This window comes from Salipiger pentaromativorans (genome assembly GCF_024721115.1).
GTDB classification, from domain to species: Bacteria; Pseudomonadota; Alphaproteobacteria; order Rhodobacterales; family Rhodobacteraceae; genus Salipiger; species Salipiger pentaromativorans.
Genome location: NZ_JAMDHK010000003.1, coordinates 238,183 through 252,171, shown reverse-complemented (window position 1 = coordinate 252,171; position 13,989 = coordinate 238,183). Strand labels below are relative to the sequence as shown.

The 13,989-nt window shown below is 64.9% G+C and carries 13 protein-coding genes; 11 read left to right on the top strand and 2 right to left on the bottom strand.

The genetic code is table 11. The features are described 5' to 3' along the window. Positions 1–219 precede the first annotated feature (219 nt). From M4578_RS07105 to M4578_RS07090, 4 genes are all read left to right on the top strand, one after another. Positions 220–600 carry a ribbon-helix-helix domain-containing protein gene (locus tag M4578_RS07105; RefSeq protein ID WP_258092766.1) on the top strand — a complete coding sequence of 127 codons (381 nt, stop codon included), beginning with the start codon at positions 220–222 and terminating at the stop codon, positions 598–600. A 667-nt stretch (positions 601–1,267) separates the two neighbouring features. Next, complete coding sequence (locus M4578_RS07100; protein ID WP_258092765.1) at positions 1,268–2,140, top strand: sulfotransferase; 873 nt, start codon at positions 1,268–1,270, stop codon at positions 2,138–2,140. A 132-nt stretch (positions 2,141–2,272) separates the two neighbouring features. Next, entirely contained in the window at positions 2,273–2,539 is a 267-nt protein-coding gene (locus M4578_RS07095; RefSeq protein WP_258092764.1) for a hypothetical protein, read from the top strand. A gap of 224 nt (positions 2,540–2,763) precedes the next feature. Continuing rightward, positions 2,764–3,408, top strand: a complete 645-nt coding sequence (locus M4578_RS07090) for a L,D-transpeptidase (protein WP_258092763.1) — start codon at positions 2,764–2,766, stop codon at positions 3,406–3,408. A gap of 15 nt (positions 3,409–3,423) precedes the next feature. Here M4578_RS07090 and M4578_RS07085 read toward each other — a convergent pair whose 3' ends face one another. Further along, a complete protein-coding gene (locus M4578_RS07085) occupies positions 3,424–3,690 on the bottom strand; it encodes a hypothetical protein (protein WP_258092762.1) in 267 nt (88 codons plus the stop codon). A 186-nt stretch (positions 3,691–3,876) separates the two neighbouring features. Continuing rightward, positions 3,877–4,479 (bottom strand): TetR/AcrR family transcriptional regulator, encoded by a 603-nt coding sequence (locus M4578_RS07080; protein ID WP_258092761.1) that lies wholly within the window; start codon positions 4,477–4,479, stop codon positions 3,877–3,879. Between the two features lie 656 nt (positions 4,480–5,135). Between M4578_RS07080 and M4578_RS07075 the strand changes: the two genes are divergently transcribed. The 7 genes from M4578_RS07075 to M4578_RS07045 all read left to right on the top strand — a co-directional run bounded on the left by M4578_RS07075 (position 5,136) and on the right by M4578_RS07045 (position 13,913). Further along, a complete protein-coding gene (locus tag M4578_RS07075) occupies positions 5,136–6,290 on the top strand; it encodes an acyl-CoA dehydrogenase family protein (protein WP_258092760.1) in 1,155 nt (384 codons plus the stop codon). 138 nt (positions 6,291–6,428) lie between these two features. After that, complete coding sequence (locus M4578_RS07070) at positions 6,429–8,264, top strand: feruloyl-CoA synthase (protein ID WP_258092759.1); 1,836 nt, start codon at positions 6,429–6,431, stop codon at positions 8,262–8,264. Between the two features lie 404 nt (positions 8,265–8,668). Next, positions 8,669–9,445, top strand: coding sequence for an enoyl-CoA hydratase/isomerase family protein (locus M4578_RS07065; RefSeq protein ID WP_258092758.1), 777 nt, complete (start codon positions 8,669–8,671; stop codon positions 9,443–9,445). Between the two features lie 27 nt (positions 9,446–9,472). Then, positions 9,473–10,645, top strand: a complete 1,173-nt coding sequence (locus M4578_RS07060) for a thiolase C-terminal domain-containing protein (RefSeq protein WP_258092757.1) — start codon at positions 9,473–9,475, stop codon at positions 10,643–10,645. Between the two features lie 50 nt (positions 10,646–10,695). After that, positions 10,696–11,127: a Zn-ribbon domain-containing OB-fold protein gene (locus tag M4578_RS07055; RefSeq protein ID WP_258092756.1), complete on the top strand. Its 432-nt coding sequence runs from the start codon at positions 10,696–10,698 to the stop codon at positions 11,125–11,127. 10 nt (positions 11,128–11,137) lie between these two features. Further along, the gene (locus M4578_RS07050) at positions 11,138–12,682 is read left to right on the top strand and encodes a long-chain-fatty-acid--CoA ligase (protein ID WP_258092755.1); all 1,545 of its coding nucleotides are present in this window, start codon (positions 11,138–11,140) and stop codon (positions 12,680–12,682) included. A 79-nt stretch (positions 12,683–12,761) separates the two neighbouring features. Further along, on the top strand, positions 12,762–13,913 hold the full coding sequence (locus M4578_RS07045) for an ABC transporter substrate-binding protein (protein WP_258092754.1): 1,152 nt from the start codon (positions 12,762–12,764) through the stop codon (positions 13,911–13,913). The last annotated feature ends 76 nt before the right edge of the window (positions 13,914–13,989 follow it).

Here is a 13,989-nt window from a genome sequence, read left to right as displayed (position 1 = left end):
CGATGCGGAATTCGGGACATCGGCGCGCAATAAAAGGACTTGTGCAATCCGGTTTTCCGGGGATGCGCAATTTTTGCGGGGCGTTTCGGGAATTGCGATTTTCCGGGGCGATAAAATCCGCCGCAAAGAGGGTTCGGTCTTGATCCCTGCCGACGCCTGCGGGCAGAATGGAATGGTTGAACGTCTTCGGGGTGGCGAGGGCGGAATGGGAGGAAGTCAATGTGTAGGATTTTTACCGATCTGGACCCGCAACTTTATGTATCGCAGGTCAGATCGGTGCGGCTGAATGGCCATTCGACGTCGATCCGTCTGGAGGCTCTGTTCTGGAAGGTTCTCGAGCATATCTCCAGCGAAGAGAACAAGAGCCTCGGAAAGTTCCTCTCCACCCTGCATGACGAGGTTCTGTATTTCCACGGCGAGGCCACGAATTTCACCTCTCTGCTGCGTTGCGCCTGTCTGGCATTCATCACCCAGAACGAGATCGACGACCTCGAAGGCCTTCTGGGGACGGGGCTTTCCAGCAAGCCGCCGAAACGGATCGGCAGCGAACGGTGCAAGACGCTTGAACCGGCAAACTGGGCGATGCGCCAACGGGCGTGACGGGTTCTGCGCGTCGCGAGCGGTGCCGGAAGCCGCTCGGATGGACCGGCGCCGGGGCTTGCGAAAAAGCGTTCGGAAAACGCGGCGGCGGTGCGGACGACCCGCGCTTCCGGGCGCCGGGGCGGTGCGCTCTCGCGTGGTGCTCGGTGCCATGGTCCAATCGAAAACGGCGGGCGGGAGATGGAAATCTGGCGTTTTCCGATGCGCGACGGGTATATTTCGATGATATATTCGGATTTTGGAAATAGACGCGCTGATAGCATGAATAAATGAATGCCGGTCTAAGTCTCCGGTTCGGCGCCGTGGGAGCGTAACGTCTTTTTGATAGGTTTCGGCCAATTCTTGCCGAAAGGATCGAAGATGGAGGTTTCCTTTCCGTCTCATATGTCGCCTTCACAGGAAATTATCTCGGGAAAATACGCGCTGGTCTGGCGCGAAAACCCTGTGCCGCTGGCATTGCCAGTATAGCGGCACAAGGGGGCGCCTGAGCCCGCCCGGAAAAGATGCCGGCGGAATCCGGCGAGGGTGCCCGCTTTCCCGAAAAGAGCGCATTTTAGAGAACTCGCCGGCACCGCACCCGCATCCCGCGTTGAGCGGAAACGCCGGCTGTGGCACCCTGCGACGGTATCGCCGCCGGAGAACGGGAGGGCCGGGTCTGACACATGCCATGCCATCGCTGCTGCGATACCCGGCGCTTGACGGCAAGACCTTCCTGGTCTGCGTCGGCGCCGCGAAATGTGCGACAAGCTGGCTGCATGGCTATCTGCACAGCCTGCCCGACGCCACCGTCTCGCCCCTCAAGGAAGTGCATTTCTTCAACGTCAGGTTTCCACAGAACGCGCTGGGCGACATGGAGGGGCTTGCCGTGGCCCGGCTGCGCTTTCACCTCGGTCAGCCCGGCGATCCGGTGCAGAACCTGCGCGACAGGCCGAATTTCCGCGCCAGCGTCGACCGCGCCCAGATGGTCTATGACGACAATGCCTATTTTGCGCATTTCGCGCGGCTCTGCGGCCCCGAGACCCGGGCCTTTTGCGACATAACCCCCGCCTATGCCGCCATCGGCGCCGAGGGGTTCGCTTATCTTCGGGCGTTTGCGGCCTCTCAGAAAGTCGCGCCGAAGCTGCTGTTCATCCTGCGCGATCCGGTCACGCGCTTCTGGTCGCAACTGCGTCAGCTCGAACAGCTCAACCCGGAGAACGACGCGCTGTGCAAGTGGCCCGAGGCGTTGCGCTCGGAGGCGCTGCTGGCGCGCGCCGATTACCGCGCCACCATCGAGGCGCTCGAGGCGGTCTTTCCGTCGGACGATCTGCTGTTCCTCTTCTACGAGGATCTTCTGGCCGATCACAGCCTGCGCCGGCTCTGCGCCTTTGCCGGCCTGGCCTTTCGCCCTCCGCAAACCCGCGCGCCGCAGAACGAGACCGAGGTCCGGACGCCGCTGCCCGATGCCGCGCGCGAGGCGTTCCGCACCCGGCTGGCGGATCAGTACAGCTTTTGCCGGGCGCGCTTCGGGGATGCCGTGCCGGAGGGCTGGGCAGCCTGAGCGCCCGACCGGATCGGGGCGTCGGGTATTCCTGACTGATGGGCGCGCTCCCTTTCAGCTATCTTGATCCCCGTTCAGAGCATTTCCTGGACAGCGGCGCTTTTCGGAGCGCATTTGAAAAAGGAGTTGATCATGGCTGAAGATGGACTTGGATTTCTGTTCTGGGAAACCGCCGATGGCAAGACCATCGCCGACGACCATGCGGTCCGCAACGCCAGTAACGCGCTGAGCTGGCCGAACGGCAGCTTTCCCGCCGGCGACCATTACCGGGCCTTCGAGAATTTCGGCAAGGCGCAAGAGGTGATCGCACGCAACATCGACACCCCCCGCGATGCCGAGCCGGTCTGGGAGGACAACGTGCCGCCCGATCTGACCGATGGGTTCGATTTCCTGCTGTAGCGGTGTGTTCCGGCAGCGGGGCCGCGTGGCACTGCGCCTCGTGGGGTGCAGTGCCCGTCAAGCGCCCGCCGCCGCAGCCCCGAGACCACATCGCGCCGAAAAATGACATCTCGCGGGCAGAATGCGTTTGAACTCGGCGCGCGCTTGCGCCTTTCATGCAGGCGATGTCGGGTGCGCCCTCGGGGGCGCCCGCGCCTTGGTCCGCAGTCTCGAAAGGTCTCATTATGGTAACGCGACGCGACATGATCGCCTCTCTCGCAGCGCTGGCCACGCCGGCAATCGCCCGTCCGGCATTCGCCGCCACCGGCGACTGGGACGCTTGGGATGCGCAGGTGACGCCCGCCGAGTTCGATCTCGGGACAAGCAATCCCTGGGGCCTGCATCCGCGGCTGCTGCCCCGGCGCGTGACCGCCAATCCGGGGCTCAAGCCGGGCGATATCCATGTCGATGCGGTGGCGCGCTATCTCTATCACATCCAGGCCGACGGCAGCGCGATGCGCTATGGCGTGGCGATCGGGCGTGACGGGCTTTACGAGCCCGGCGTCTACACGATCAAGCGCAAGGCGAAATGGCCGACCTGGACGCCCACCGCCGCAATGGTCAAGCGCGAGCCCGAGCATTACGCCCATTGGGCGGGCGGCATGCCTCCGGGCCCGGAAAATGCGCTGGGGTCGCGGGCGCTTTATCTCTATGTGGGCAATCGCGACACCTATCTGCGCATCCATGGCACGCCGGCGCCGCGCTCCATCGGGACGCGGGCCAGTTCGGGCTGTGTGCGCATGGTCATGGCGCATATCAACACGCTCTACGATGAGGTGGAGACCGGCGTTACCGCCTATCTCTACCCGACCGACGGCAGCGCGCTGTAACGCCCGCGCCCCGGCTCAGCTTTGCGGCCGGGTGCAGATCGGGTTGCCGTTTGTCGTGCGCAGCGGCAGCAGCGTGGTCTCGACCGGGCCGCTGTGGCTGTACCAGTAGCAGCCGTCTTCGGTGCGGATCCGCGCCGTGGACAGATCCTGATAGGGCGCCGCGATGGACGAGACCGACTCGGGCACGGTGACAAGACCCCGCGTGCCCGTCACGTCGCTGGTGGGCACCGGCTCGCAGGCGGCAAGGCCCAGAAGGGTCAGGGAACCTGCCAGAAAAGCCATGGGTCTGGTCATTGTAATCGCACTCCGCTTGATCCGTCGTGGACGCACGGTGGCATTCTACCGCCAGAGCCGCAAGCCCGCCCGAGCGGCCGAGAGGCCGGGCGGGGACTCTCTACATCACTCATGTCGTGGAACGCCACTCAGGCCGCAGACGAGGCGGGGAGGCAGAGGCTTTGCGGGGCGATTTTACGACACCAGGCCCCGGACCGCATGGGTGCGGACCAGATCGCGCAGATCGCTGTCGCGCAGATGCGGGAAGGTGTCCAGCGCGAAGACAAGGCTCAGCGCGACCATGGTCAGCCATTCGGCGGTTTCGGTCTTGTCGTGGCAGGTGAAGTCGCCGCGATCCATGGCGGCGTCCAGATAGGGGACAAAGAGCTGCGTGCCCGACCGGGCGAGAAAGCCGGATCGGGTGGTGAACCACGGCAGAACCAGCCCCGGCTCGAGCTCTATCATGCGCTGGAACAGCGGGTGAGAGCGAATGCTCAGCACGAACAGCGTGACGCATTCGACGATGATGTCCTCGGAGGAGGTCGAGCCGTTCAGCCCGGACAGGATGGAGCTTTGCATCCGGGACAGTTCGCGGCGCATCAGCGCGGTGGTGATCGCGCTGCGATTCTTGAAATGGTTGTAGATCGTGGCGCGGGACAGCCCGCTATTGGCGGCAATGTCGTTCACCGAGGTACGGCGGTTTCCGAACTTACTGAGACATTCGGCAGTGGCGTCGAGGATCCGGTCGTTGATTTCCCGGTGGTCTGACTGACCTTTCGGCGTGATCCTCTTGTTCATGATCTGCTCCCTGTCCGTGGTTCAGTGACTCGCGCCGGACGTTGTCATCCCTCGGCGGGGCCATCGCGGCTCGTTCGGGCCGAGCGCAAACTTCCCTACACCCGTGGCTGCGGCATTGAAAGGGTGCCGCAGCCACAGGGGGCATTCCGGCCCGGCAGAGGCCCCGGGATGGGGGTTTGCCGCGCAATCCGCCCAAGCGCTGTTCGTTTTCTGTCCCGGTATGTCCCGGAAATGCCGGCAAAACCTTTGGCCCGTGCCTTGCCGGGGCGGAACGGGCCGGGCGGTCTTTGTGCCGATCTGGAAGAGGGCCAAGGGCGCGCCTTTCGAAAGCATCGGTCGGACGGGCGCTGTATCATGCGCCGACAAGGGTAAGCTGTCGCGAGCCTATCGCGGGAGAGGGGTAAAGTAAATGAATTGACAGAAATCGTCCATTTGTATATCTGGATGACATGGGAGTGAGAGGTTCCCATCTGTAAAAGGGCTCGGGCCTCGGCGGCGGGCTGCTTTTGCTGGGAGGAGGACTGCATCAGCGACGTGCCGGAGTGCCGGCACTGCCCGCCCGGACACCGGCTGCGGGCGGATCGGGATGTCGGGCGCCGTCTCGTGCGACGGGCCGGCTGTCTGGCGTCTGGCCGATGCGGAGGAGGGAGCGCATAGTGACGACGGCACCAAACTTCGGCGACGATCTGTTCTTTTCGGAAGAGCATATCGCCTATCGGGATCAGATCCGGCGCTTTGTCGCCACCGAGATCAGCCCCAACATCCAGGCATGGGACGATGCGGGGACGTTTCCGAGAGAGCTTTATCGCAAGGCGTCGGAGGTCGGGATCCTGCCGGCGCGGTTTCCCGAGACATATGGCGGCATCGAGATCGACCGCTTCTTCACGATGATCCATCACGAGGAAATCGCCTTTGCCGCACCGGCGGTCGGGGCCAATCTGACAACCCATACATTGGCGCTGCCGCCGATCCTGAGCCACGGAAGCGAAGAGCTGCGCGCGCGGATCGTCCCGCCGGTCCTGTCCGGCGACTGGCTGGCGGCTCTGGCGATCACCGAGCCGGGGGGCGGCTCGGATGTCGCCAGCATCGCCACAACCGCGCGCCGGGATGGCGACCACTATATCGTCAACGGCGAAAAGACTTTTATCACCGGGGGGATGCGGGCCGATGTTCTGACGGTGGCGGTGCGCACCGGCGACCGCGGGCGCGGCGGGATCTCGGTTCTGGTGGTCGAGGGAGACACGCCCGGGCTGACGCGCATGCGGCTGCGCAAGATGGGCTGGCACTGCTCGGACACCGCGACGCTGCATTTCCAGGATTGCCGCGTGCCCGCCGCCAATCTGGTCGGCGAGGAAAACCGGGGTTTCGCGATCCTGATGAACAATTTCAACGACGAGCGGCTCTATATCGCCGCCTCTGCCTATGGCACCGCCCGCGCGGCCTTTGAGGAGGCGCTGGACTATGCGCGCATCCGCAAGACCTTTGGCAAGCCGATCCTCGAACATCAGGTGATCCGCCACAAGCTGGTGGATATGGCGCAGAAGCTGGCGGCGACCCGCGCCATGCTGCTGTCGGTCACGCTGCGGGTCGATGCGGGCCGGGCGCCGGTGGGAGAGCTGTCGCTGCTGAAGAACCAGGCGACGCAGACGCTGGCATTCTGCGCCAACGAGGCGGTGCAGATCTTTGGCGGCGCGGGGTTCATGAACGGCTCCAAGGTCGAGAGGATCTATCGCGAGGTCAAGGTCATGGCGATCGGCGGGGGAACCGAGGAAATCATGAAGGAGCTTGCCGCGAAACAGCTTGGCTTCTAATCCGCGCGGCCCCGTTCCGGCGGGGCCGCGCGGTCAGCGGCGGTTCGGCCGGACCCTGTTCAGAGGAGGCGCTTCGGCGTGAACGGGTCGGCGGAACCGCCGCGTGCGACGGTTTGGGAGAAATGGGAGGACCTGCGAATGAAGGCGAGGCAACGCGCCAGGCTGGGCGAACGGAAATACTCGATCGAGTACGGGGAGAATGGCGAAATCCTTCTCGGCAAGGACGAGCCGCTCCGGCCCTATCCGGACAGATTCACCGAGGCGCTCGAACGCTGGGCCTGGCTTGGGCCAGACCGCGTCTTTCTGGCAGAGCGCGACGGCGAGGGGTGGCGGACGGTCTCTTACAGCGAGGCGCTGGCGCGGATCGAGCGGATCGGCCAGGCGCTGTTGCAGCGGCCCGATCTCGGGCCGGACCGGCCGATCATGATCCTGTCGCCCAGCACCATCGACAACGCGCTTCTGGGGCTGGCGGCGCTGCATGTCGGGCTGCCCTATTCGCCGGTGTCGCTGGGCTATGTCACCCTGTCGAGCGATTACGCGCGGCTTCAGCACGCTTTCGACATCCTCAATCCCGGCATGGTCTATGTCTCTGACGCCAGTCGCTTTTCCGAAGCGCTCATGGCCGTGGTGCCGGAGCGGGTCGAGATCGTGGCGGGCGCGGGGGCGCTGCCGGACCGCGATGTCACGCCCTATGCGGCGCTGCTCGCGGACGAGCCCGGCGATGCCGTGACCCGGGCCAAGGCAAGCGTCACAGGGGACACGGTGGGCAAGATCCTGTTTTCCTCGGGGTCGAGCGCCAATCCCAAGGGGGTGATCAACACGCATCGGATGCTGTGTTCCAACGCGCGCATGCACGGCCAGGTCTGGCGCTTTCTTCAGGACCGCCCGCCGGTGACGCTCGACTGGGCGCCGTGGAGCCACACGCTGGGGTCCAACATGGTCATGGGGATCGCGATGTTCCATGGCGGCGCGATCTATATCGACGATGGCAGCCCGACGCCCGAGGGGATCAAGCGCACCGTCGAGAACCTGATTTCGGTCGAGCCGAACTTCTTCCTCGCGGTGCCGGGGATCTATCAGCTTTTGCTGCCGCATCTGAGAGAGGATGCCGCCTTGCGCGCGGCGTTTTTCGGGCGGATGCAGGTGTTCTTCTACGCGGGGGCCAGCCTGCCGGAAAAGGTCTATGCCGATCTGCGCGATCTGGTGCATCGGGAAATGGGCCGGGCAATCTTTACCACCTCGGGGTTCGGCGCGACCGAGACGGCGCCCACCACGATCACCTGCACCTGGGATCCGGGAAAATCGGGCATCCTGGGGCTGCCGATGCCGGGAACGCAGGTCAAGCTGGTGCCGAACGAAGGGCGCTACGAGCTGCGCGTGAAGGGTCCGAACGTCACGCCCGGATACTGGCGCAACCCGGAGGCGACGAAAAACGCCTTCGACGCGGATGGCTGGTACTGCATGGGCGACTCGGTGCAGTTCGCGAACAAGGACGACCCGATGGAGGGGCTCGTCTTCGAGGGGCGCCTGTCGGAGAATTTCAAGCTCGTCAGCGGCACCTGGGTCGCCGTGGCGCCGCTGCGCGCCCACGCGACAGAGATGCTGGCGCCCGTCGTCAACGATGTCGTCGTCACCGGCGAGGGGCGGGACGAGCTGGGCCTCGTGCTGTTCCCGATCCTCGAGCAGTGCCGCAAGCTGCCGGGCTGCGAGGGTGCCGCAGGCATCGCGGATCTTCTGAGGCTGCCGCCGTTCCGGAAATTCCTTCAGGACAGGCTGGACGCGCTCATCGCCGAGGGGAGCGGGTCGTCCACGCGCCTCACCCGGGCGGTGGTCATCGACGAAGATCCCTCGGGCATGGAGCTGACGGACAAGAAGACCCTGAGTTTCGCGGCGGTGCTGAAGCGGCGCTGCGACAAGATCAGGGCGCTTCATGACGGTGAAGAGGGCCCGGAATATTTCTATGGCCACCTGTGACCGGCACCCGTCGCTGACGTGACCGGCCCCGCGGTCCGCGCGCATGCGGACCGCGGCCTTCCCGGCGCGGCACATGCGTTCGGCCCTCTGCCGGGCCGGTTTGTGCTCCCTTTGTGCTGTGCCGGGATCCCCTACCGGCGCCTCTGGCGCCGGTAGGGAACAGCCTGTGTTTCGGGCCGATCTGCCTCCGGTTTTGCCGTCGGGAGGCATCTGAGGGGCTGTGTGGAAATCTAAATAAAGTATTAGTTTTTATATTCTTACGTTGTTTTCTTTAAGTTTATCAAGATGCTGTTTGGTCATGAAATATACTAGTTGACAATAATTGTGTTATTGTCCAATCATGACGCAACAAGCCGGCCCCATATGGCTGGACCCCGTGTGTTTCAAGAAAAGGAAGGACGCAGATGAAGCTCCCCGAGGAAATCAAGTACGAGAAGGACGGGCCTGTCGCGATCGTCACCTTCGACCGTCCCAAGGTGAACAACTCGCTGACGCCGGACATGATGGCCGGGCTCAACGCGGCGTTCGACGATTTCAACCGGGATGACAGCCTGCGCGTCGCCATCCTGACGGGCGCGGGGGACAAGGCGTTTTGCGCCGGGGCGGATCTCGAGCAGACCATTCCGATCATGGCCTCGGGCAATTTCGACCAGCTCATGGGCGATCCGAGCAAGCGGTTCTTCTCGGATGTCTTCAAGCCGATCATCGGCGCGGTGAACGGCTTCTGCGTGGCCGGCGGGATGGAGATCCTTCAGGGCACCGACCTGCGCATCGCTTCCGAGAACGCGGTGTTCGGGCTGGGCGAAGTGCGCTGGGGGCTGGTGCCGGGCGGCGGCTCGCACGTGCGCCTGCCGCGTCAGATCCCCTGGGCCGTGGCGATGGAGATGATCCTTACGGGGCACCCGATCTCGGCCGAACGGGCCTATCAGATCGGCATGATCAACAAGATCGTGCCGCAGGAGGATCTGATGACGGAGGCGCGCAAGCTGGCCGATGTCATCTGCCAGAACGGCCCGATGGCGGTGCAGACGGCCAAGGAGATCGTCGTGCGGTCCTTTGCGCTCGAGGCGCCCTTTGCCTTCGAGTCGCATCTGACCAAGAAGGTCTTTGCCTCGAACGACGCCAAGGAAGGCCCGCGCGCCTTCATGGAAAAGCGCAAGCCGGTCTATTCCGGCAACTGAGCGCGCGTCGAGGGAGGAGGACAATCCATGACTACGCTGAAAGATCAGGCCTGTATCGTCGGCATCGGCGAGACCGAGTATTACCGCAAGCCCGGCTCGGGCATGAGCGAGCTGAAGCTGATGCTTCAGGCATCGCAGCGCGCCATCGCGGATGCGGGGCTCAAGGTCTCGGATATCGACGGGCTGATGGTGCCGATCCTGGGCGGCACCGCCGAGGATTTCGCGGCCAATCTCGGGATCGAGAACCTGCGCTACGCGGCGCAGGTCAATATGGGCGGGGCGGCGCCCGTCGCATCGCTTCAGACGGCGGCGATGGTGGTGGCGAACGGCATCGCCGATTACGTGCTCGTTCCGGCGGGCTGGAATGGCTATTCGGGGGTGCGCGCGCGCGAGATCACCGAGGCGGATATCGAGTTCCAGCTCGGCCACACCGCCCGCGACTACTATCTGCCTTTCGGGTTCAACGCGCCGCCGCAATGGTATTCGGTGATGGCCCGCCGACACATGCACGATTACCAAACACCGCCCGAGGCGCTGGGCGCCATCGCGGTGGCTTGCCGCAAGCACGCTCAGTTCAGCGAAAAGGCGATCATGCGGGGCAAGCCTCTGACGATGGAGGATTATCTTGCCTCGGGCTGGATCTCGGAACCCTATCGCCTGTTCGACTGCTCGCTTGAAACCGATGGCGCGGCGGCGGTGATCGTCACCACGCCCGAGCGTGCGAAGGCGCTGACGGGGCATGCGCCGATCTATATCTCCGGCGTCGCCGAGGGGCATCCCTATCCGGCGGACGACATCATCAACCGGCCCGACATGTTCACCATCGGGCTGACCCATGCCGCGCCGAAAGCCTATGAGATGGCGGGGATCGGCCCAGAGGACATGGATTTCGCCCAGATCTACGACTGCTTCACTTTCGAGGTGCTGCAACAGATCGAAGAGGCCGGGTTCTGCGCCCGGGGCGAGGGCGCGGGCTTTGTCCGCGACGGCGCGATCGAGCTGGGCGGCAAGCTGCCCATCAACACCCACGGCGGGCTTCTGTCCGAGGCGCATATCCTGGGCATGACCCATATCACCGAAGCGGTGCGCCAGTTGCGCCACGAGGCCGGGGACCGGCAGGTCGAGGGCGCAAGGGCCGGTCTGGTGACCGGCTGGGGCGATTTCGGCGACGGCAGCCTCGCGGTCCTGACCCGGAAGTGACCGGTCGGCGACGCAAGGCTTCAGACAATCGGTTACGGGGAGGAAACGACATGGCATCAGAGACGACGACCGAGGGGAATTACACAAAACCGCTGCCCCGGCTGAAGGGCATGACCGGCGAATGGTTCGGCTGGCTCAAGAAGCACGAGCTGCGCTTTCAGAAATGCACCGGCTGCGGGCACTGGCGGCACGTCCCGCGCGAGCTTTGCCCGGAATGCGGCAGCGACGGCTGGGAATGGGCGCGTTCGTCGGGCAAGGGCAAGCTCTACACCTGGACGACGACCTATCGCCCGATGCACCCGTCCTTTACCGAGGTGCCCTTCGCCCAGGTGGTGATCGAGATGGAGGAGGGGCCGCGCGTCCTGTCGCATATCGTCGGGACCGGGGTGGAGGAGCTGGATTTCGACATGCCCGTCGAGGTGATCTTCGACGACGTCACGCCCGAGGTCACGCTCGCGAAATTCCGCAAGTCGGGGGGGTGAGTGTGCCGCGATGCTCAACCTTTCGATCCTGCTGGAAGACAGCGCCCGGCGCTTCCCGGAGCGCGAGGCGCTTGTCGCGGGCGACCGGCGGCTGATATATCGCGAGGTCGATGCCGCCGCGAACAGGGTTGCCAATCTGCTGGTGCAGAGGGGCCTCTGCCCGGGCGACCGGGTTGCGCTGAGCTGCGCCAACCAGCCCGAATTCTACATCTGCTACTACGGCATCCTGAAGGCGGGTGGCGTGGTGGTGCCGCTGAACGTCATGCTCAAGGGGCGCGAGATCGCGTTTCAACTGACGGATTCCGGGGCGCGGGCCTATCTTTGCGCCGAGGGCAGCCCCGAGCTGCCCATCGGCGAGAACGGGCGCAAAGGCTTCGAGGCGGCCCCGGGCTGCACCGATTTCATCGCCATCGGCGCGCCGCCGGCGGGCGCGGGATCGCTGGCGGCGCTCACGGCGGGGCAGCCGGACCGGTTCGATTATGTGTCGCGGGCCGCCTCGGACACGGCGGTGATCCTTTACACCTCGGGAACGACCGGGCAACCCAAGGGCGCGGAGCTGAGCCACAGCAACCTGCTTGTCAGCGCGCTGACCTGCACGCGGGTCATCGGTTCCCTGCTGTCCCGGCACGAACGGCACCTCGTCGTGGTGCCGCCGTTTCATTCCTTCGGCGCGACGATGCACATGAACGGCGGGTTCGGCGCGGGGGCGACGCTGGTCCTGATGCCGCGCTTCGATCCCGCGCAGGCGGTGGCGCTGATGCGGCAGGAGAAGATCACCTTCTTCGCCGGTGTGCCGACGATGTATATCGGTCTGCTCGAGGTGCTGGAGGAGAGCGCCGCCACCGACGAGATCGCGGCCACCCTGCGCGTGGCCCTTTGCGGCGGGGCACCGACGCCGGTGGATGTCATCCAGCGGATCCATAACCGGCTGGGGGTCCGGGTTCTCGATGTCTACGGGCTTTCGGAATGTTCGCTGACGATGTTCCTCGATCCCGAGCAGGATTACAGGCCGGGTTCCATCGGGGTTCCCGGCTGGGGGATCGGGGTGCGTCTGGTCGATGACGAGGGCGCGCCGGTCGAGGGGCACGGGCCGGAGCAAGTGGGCGAGATCGTCATTCGCGGGCCCAATGTCATGAAGGGCTATTACAACCGCCCCGAGGAAAACGCCGCCAGTCTCGAGGGCGGCTGGTTCCGCACCGGCGATCTGGCGCGGCGGGATGCCGAGGGGTTCTATTACATCGTGGACCGGGCCAAGGATCTGGTCATTCGCGGTGGCTACAACGTCTATCCGCGCGAGATCGAGGAGGTGCTGTCCACCCATCCGGATGTCGTTCTCGTCGCGGTGGTGGGGGTGCCGGACCCCCGGCTTGGCCAGGAGATCAAGGCGGTGGTCGTGCCCCGCAAGGGCGCGGCGCTGACCGCCGATGCGCTGATCGCCTGGGGCAAGGCGCAAATGGCGAATTACAAATACCCGCGCATCGTGGAATTCCGTCCCGAATTGCCGATGACCTCGACCGGAAAAATACTCAAGCGCGCGCTGCGCGCCGCCGAGTAAAGACGGGCCCCGGCGGCGGAGTGGAGGACGCCGCCGAGGCTTCGGGACGAAAAACACAATAAATCAAAGGGAGGAAGAAATGGAATTTCGAAAGAAGATGGGCCATGTCCTGGCTGCGGCATTGTCCGTATCCGTCATGGCGACGGCCGCCGCCGCGGAAATCCGCATCGGCGTGTTGCTGAGCACCACCGGCCCGAACGCCTCGATCGGGATCCCCTATAACAATATGCTCACGGTCGTGCCGGACACTTTCGGCGGCGAGAGCTTCCGCCTCATCCATCTCAACGATGCGTCGGATCCCTCGACCTCGGTGCGCAATGCGCGCAAGGTGATCAACGAGGATAAGGTCGATATCATCATCGGCGGGTCGAGCTCTCCGGCGGCGCTGGCTATCGCGGAAGTGGCGGAAGAGACCCAGACGCCTTTTCTGGCCCTCTCGGCGGTCAACCAGCAGGTCAAGGGCATGGACTGGGTCTTTGTCGTGCCACATGCGGTGGACACGATGCTGACGCCGGTTGTGAACGACATGAAAGCGGAGGGTGTGACGCGCGTCGGCTATATCGGCTACAGCGATGCCTGGGGCGACATCGTGCTTGGCGCGTTTCAGGCCATCACCGAAGGCACCGGCATTTCCGTGGTCGCCGAAGAGCGGTTCGCCCGCGCCGACACCAGCGTTGCCGGCCAGGTCCTGAAGCTGGTCGCTGCCCGTCCCGACGCGGTGCTGGTGGGGGCCTCGGGCGTTGCCGCCGCGCTGCCGAACGTGACGCTAGTCGAGCGCGGTTTCAAGGGCCCGATCTTCCACACCCACGCCACGATCATCCCCGAGTTCCTGCGGGTCGGCGGGGCCAAGGTCGAAGGCGCGATTGCGCCCTCGGGTCCCTTCGTCGTCGGCGAGCAACTGCCCGAAGACCATCCGCTGAAGGCGACCGCAGCCGCGGCGGCGGCGCTTTACGAGGCCGCGTTCGGCGCCGGCAGCAAGAACGCCTTCGCGGGCTATTCCTATGACGCCTTCGTGCTTGCCGCCACCGCGGCGGTCAAGGCCGCCGAAACCGCCGAGCCCGGAACCGGGGCCTATCGCGCGGCGGTGCGCGCGGCGATCGAGAACAGCGGCGACGAGGTGATCGGGGCCACGGCGATCTATGCGATGACCCCCGAGGACCACACCGGGGTCGATGAGCGCAGCGTCGTGCTCGTCCAGGTCACCGACGGCGCGTTCAAGCTGAAGCCGTGACGCGCTGAGACCGGCCGGGCCGCCCCGTCACGGCGGCGGTCCGCCCGCCAGACAGATCTTACCGAAAGGGTGCTCC

Bases quoted from the DNA above. Each gene is read 5' to 3' on its own strand.
- M4578_RS07095 (WP_258092764.1), top strand. From the start codon at position 2,273: ATGGCTGAAGATGGACTTGGATTTCTGTTCTGGGAAACCGCCGATGGC.
- M4578_RS07070 (WP_258092759.1), top strand. From the start codon at position 6,429: ATGAAGGCGAGGCAACGCGCCAGGCTGGGCGAACGGAAATACTCGATC.
- M4578_RS07105 (WP_258092766.1), top strand. From the start codon at position 220: ATGTGTAGGATTTTTACCGATCTGGACCCGCAACTTTATGTATCGCAG.
- M4578_RS07080 (WP_258092761.1), bottom strand. From the start codon at position 4,479: ATGAACAAGAGGATCACGCCGAAAGGTCAGTCAGACCACCGGGAAATC.
- M4578_RS07060 (WP_258092757.1), top strand. From the start codon at position 9,473: ATGACTACGCTGAAAGATCAGGCCTGTATCGTCGGCATCGGCGAGACC.
- M4578_RS07045 (WP_258092754.1), top strand. From the start codon at position 12,762: ATGGAATTTCGAAAGAAGATGGGCCATGTCCTGGCTGCGGCATTGTCC.
- M4578_RS07090 (WP_258092763.1), top strand. From the start codon at position 2,764: ATGGTAACGCGACGCGACATGATCGCCTCTCTCGCAGCGCTGGCCACG.
- M4578_RS07100 (WP_258092765.1), top strand. From the start codon at position 1,268: ATGCCATCGCTGCTGCGATACCCGGCGCTTGACGGCAAGACCTTCCTG.
- M4578_RS07050 (WP_258092755.1), top strand. From the start codon at position 11,138: ATGCTCAACCTTTCGATCCTGCTGGAAGACAGCGCCCGGCGCTTCCCG.
- M4578_RS07085 (WP_258092762.1), bottom strand. From the start codon at position 3,690: ATGGCTTTTCTGGCAGGTTCCCTGACCCTTCTGGGCCTTGCCGCCTGC.
- M4578_RS07065 (WP_258092758.1), top strand. From the start codon at position 8,669: ATGAAGCTCCCCGAGGAAATCAAGTACGAGAAGGACGGGCCTGTCGCG.
- M4578_RS07055 (WP_258092756.1), top strand. From the start codon at position 10,696: ATGGCATCAGAGACGACGACCGAGGGGAATTACACAAAACCGCTGCCC.